Below are 3,153 nucleotides of genomic sequence, written 5' to 3'. Positions count from 1 at the left end.
AGGACCAGGTGCCGGTCAGCGAAAACGACGAGATCCAGGTCGAGATGCTGCCCGCCACGACCCCGCCGACCGCAAGCAACGTCAACGACAAACGCGGCGTACTGGAATGGATTTTTGAGGCCAAGGCCGGCGAAGCCAGGGACATCGCCTTTGCCTGGCGTGTGCGCTGGCCGAAGGACAAGGGCGTGGTCGTGGTCCCGGCGGGCTGATCGGCCCGGCACGCTTGATGACCTTTCCCCGCTTGCGGGCTTTCAAACGGGGAAGGGGAGAACTGTCAGCTGTTCGGGCCGCGGTCCATGCCGACCGGCTGCCAGCGCTTCAGCTGTGTGTTCTGCAGCACCGCCGGGTTGACGCAGGAGACCGGCCACATGCCCTGCAGCACAAGCGACAATTCATAGCCGACACGGCGCTTGCGCGCTTCGTCGAACCGGGCCGAAGCGGACGCGACATGCGCGGTCAGCGTGACGTTGTCCATGCGCAAGAGCGGATTGTTGTGCGAGGGTGGCTCCGTCTCCAGCACGTCGAGCGCGGCATGCGCGATCCAGCCTTCCTGCAGCGCTTTGATCAGCGCCTCCTCGTCCACGGTAGCGCCGCGCCCGGTATTGATGAAGGTCGCACTTTTCTTCATCTGCCGAAAATGCTTCTCGGTGAGCATGTGATGGACCTCGGGGCGGGCCGGCGCGTGCATGGAGACGAAGTCCGACTGCGTCAGCACCTCCGACAGCGTCGCCGGCATCACGCCGTGGTCATACATCAGCGTTTCCTGGATGAAGGGGTCAAAAGCCATCATGCGCAGGCCGAACGGCGCGGCACGCTTGGCGACGGCGCGCGCAACGCGTCCGAACGAGATGAAGCCGAGCGTCTGCCCCATCAGCCGCGGGATCTTCAATAGCGCCGGGCGTCCTTCGGACCAGCGGCCTTCGCGCACCATCCTGTCCTGCTCGACCAGCCGACGAAAGCCTGCGAGCAGCAGCATCATCGCGTGATCGGCCACCTCCTCGATAAAAGTGTCGGGTATGTTGGTCACGGGAATGCCGCGCGCGGTTGCGGCTTTCACGTCGACGCTGTCGACGCCGACGCTGCCGAGCGTGATGACCTTGCAGCCCTCGAGCGCGTCAATGATGGTTTTCGTGATCGGCATGCCCTTGGCGTAGATCGCGTCCGCATGCCGCGCGGCGGCAATGAACTCGGCCTCGTTGGCCGGCGCCTCGACGATCTCGGCGCCGATCGGATCCAGAGCCTCCCGCTCATAGTCATAGCCGCCGCCAGCGACCGTGAAACTCGCGCCTTTGGGCGTCACCACCTTGAACTTCGACATGTCCTGCTCCCTGGTTGAAACCTTGTTCTTTGGGGCTGGCGTCATTGTATCGCAGGTCGCGTCCTGCATCACCGCCCCTCGCGGCCTGCCGCGAGGCGATGATCACGCCGGCCAGCACCAGCGCATAGCCGATCAGGTGGAAGACACGCAGCTCTTCGCCGAGCAGCAGGATCGCCATCGCCGAGCCGAATACCGGCACGAGGTGCAGGAACGGCGCGGCGCGGTTCGGCCCGATCAGGGCGATGCCACGGTTGAAGAACAGATAGGCGAGCGTCGAGGGGAAGATCACGACATAGGTCAGCGTTGCCAGCGACAGCGGATCGGCAGTGAGCCTGGGCCCGATCGTGAACTCAAAGATCGAGAGCGGCACGAGCAACAGCGCACCGCAGCCCGTCGTGAACGAGATCAGCGACAGCTGATGGATCTTTGGCCGGCGCGGCAGCAGCGCCGAATAGAGCCCGAAGCTTGCGAGCGAAGCTGCGAACATCAGATCGCCGCGGTTGAAGCGGATGCCCGCGAGCGCCGCGAGATCGCCGCGCAGCAGGATCGTGAGGACACCGCACAGCGAGACGATAATGCCTGCGAGCTGCGCCGCCGTCAGGCGCACGCCGAACAGCGTGAGCGACCACAGCGCCACGAACAGTGGCCCCGCGGACTGGATCAGCAGTGCGTTCAGCGCCTCGGTATATTGCAGAGCCCAGAACGAGATCGCGTTGTTGATGGCAAAGCCCGCGAGCGACAGGAGCATCAGGAACGGCAGCCTCGCGCGGAGCACGGGCCAGTCGTCGCGGAGATGCGGCCAGGACAGCGGCAGCAGCATCAGGAAGGTGCCGATCCAGCGGACGCAGGACAGTGTCAGTGGCGGCACGTGACGGCCGACATAGCGCGCCAGCACGATGTTGCCGGCCCAGAACAGCGCGGTCAGGCTCAAAAGCAAGTAGGGCTGGTTGAGGAGCCAACGCAGGGGCAGATGGGATTTCGGTTCGGCGGGCACTGCGCTGAGGTCGGGCTTGAGACCTTCTCAGGATGTGACCAAACGCATCGTGCGACAAGGCCGTGCCGCGGAAGGGTGCTATGCGGCGATCGCGGCTGCTCGGCTACCTCTGCGGCCCCGACAGCAGGAGATCGCGCTCGGTGCGGAAGACGTTGCTGTAGAGATTGGCGATCCACTGCCGGCCCGAGGAGGTGACGTTGAGATAGCGGATCGCGGTCTGCACATGCGGCGCCGCGCTGTTCCAACGAAACCGCGGATAAAGGTCGACCAGATCGGCCGGAGACGAATACCCGAGCTGCCGGTTGAGACCTGCCTCTTCGAACTCGTGATAGAGCGCCTTGGCCTTGCGGAGATAGTGCGGATCGCCGAGCTGCCCGATCAGGTCGGCAGCGCGCAGCAGGGCGGCGTCCTCGTCGTTCTGGTCTTCGCTCGGAACGCTCGCGGGAAAGCGCGTGCCCTCGATGGCGCGAGCGACGCGATGTTTGTCGAGCTGGCGGATGCCTTCCAGGCGTTCCATCACGAACAGCTTGGAGCGGTCGACGTGGTAGGGCATAAGCGCGGCGTCCGAGGCGCCGCGCGGCAGCGTGATCTTGCGGCCGGTGGCGTCGACGACGTAACCCTCCGCGTCGTCGGTCTTGAACGATCCGCGGACATAGCCGATGTCATGGGTCAGGCAGGCGATGATCACATGCGCGTAATCCTCGGCCGGCATGTGGCAGCGCAGCGAGCGGCCGCGCAGGATGTCGTGGCCGGCCAGCGTCACCAGCATGGTGTGTTCGACATTGTGGTAGAGGGCATCGCTGTTGCCGATGCACTCGATGGCGATCCGCGCGATCGACGG

The 3,153-nt window shown here is 65.0% G+C and carries 4 protein-coding genes; 1 reads left to right on the top strand and 3 read right to left on the bottom strand.

Going from position 1 to position 3,153, the window contains the following annotated elements; all coding sequences use genetic code 11:
- On the top strand, window positions 1–209 hold a 209-nt coding region (locus tag JOZ76_RS22230), incomplete at its 5' end, for a DUF4139 domain-containing protein (protein ID WP_291701903.1).
- A 65-nt stretch (window positions 210–274) separates the two neighbouring features.
- Here the strand turns inward: JOZ76_RS22230 and JOZ76_RS22225 are convergent.
- The 3 genes from JOZ76_RS22225 to JOZ76_RS22215 form a co-directional block, all read right to left on the bottom strand.
- Window positions 275–1,318, bottom strand: a complete 1,044-nt coding sequence (locus tag JOZ76_RS22225; protein ID WP_291701901.1) for a C-terminal binding protein — start codon at window positions 1,316–1,318, stop codon at window positions 275–277.
- A complete protein-coding gene (locus JOZ76_RS22220; protein WP_291701899.1) occupies window positions 1,254–2,312 on the bottom strand; it encodes a DMT family transporter in 1,059 nt (352 codons plus the stop codon). Before JOZ76_RS22220 ends, JOZ76_RS22225 begins: the two co-directional genes overlap by 65 nt.
- 103 nt (window positions 2,313–2,415) lie before the next feature.
- Window positions 2,416–3,153: metal-dependent phosphohydrolase (locus JOZ76_RS22215; protein WP_291701897.1), on the bottom strand; the 738-nt coding region annotated here is incomplete at its 5' end.

This window comes from Bradyrhizobium sp. (assembly GCF_019244115.1).
Taxonomy (GTDB): Bacteria; Pseudomonadota; Alphaproteobacteria; order Rhizobiales; family Xanthobacteraceae; genus Bradyrhizobium.
Note: the sequence above shows the minus strand (reverse complement) of the source record. Positions and strands in the feature narration are given on the sequence as shown.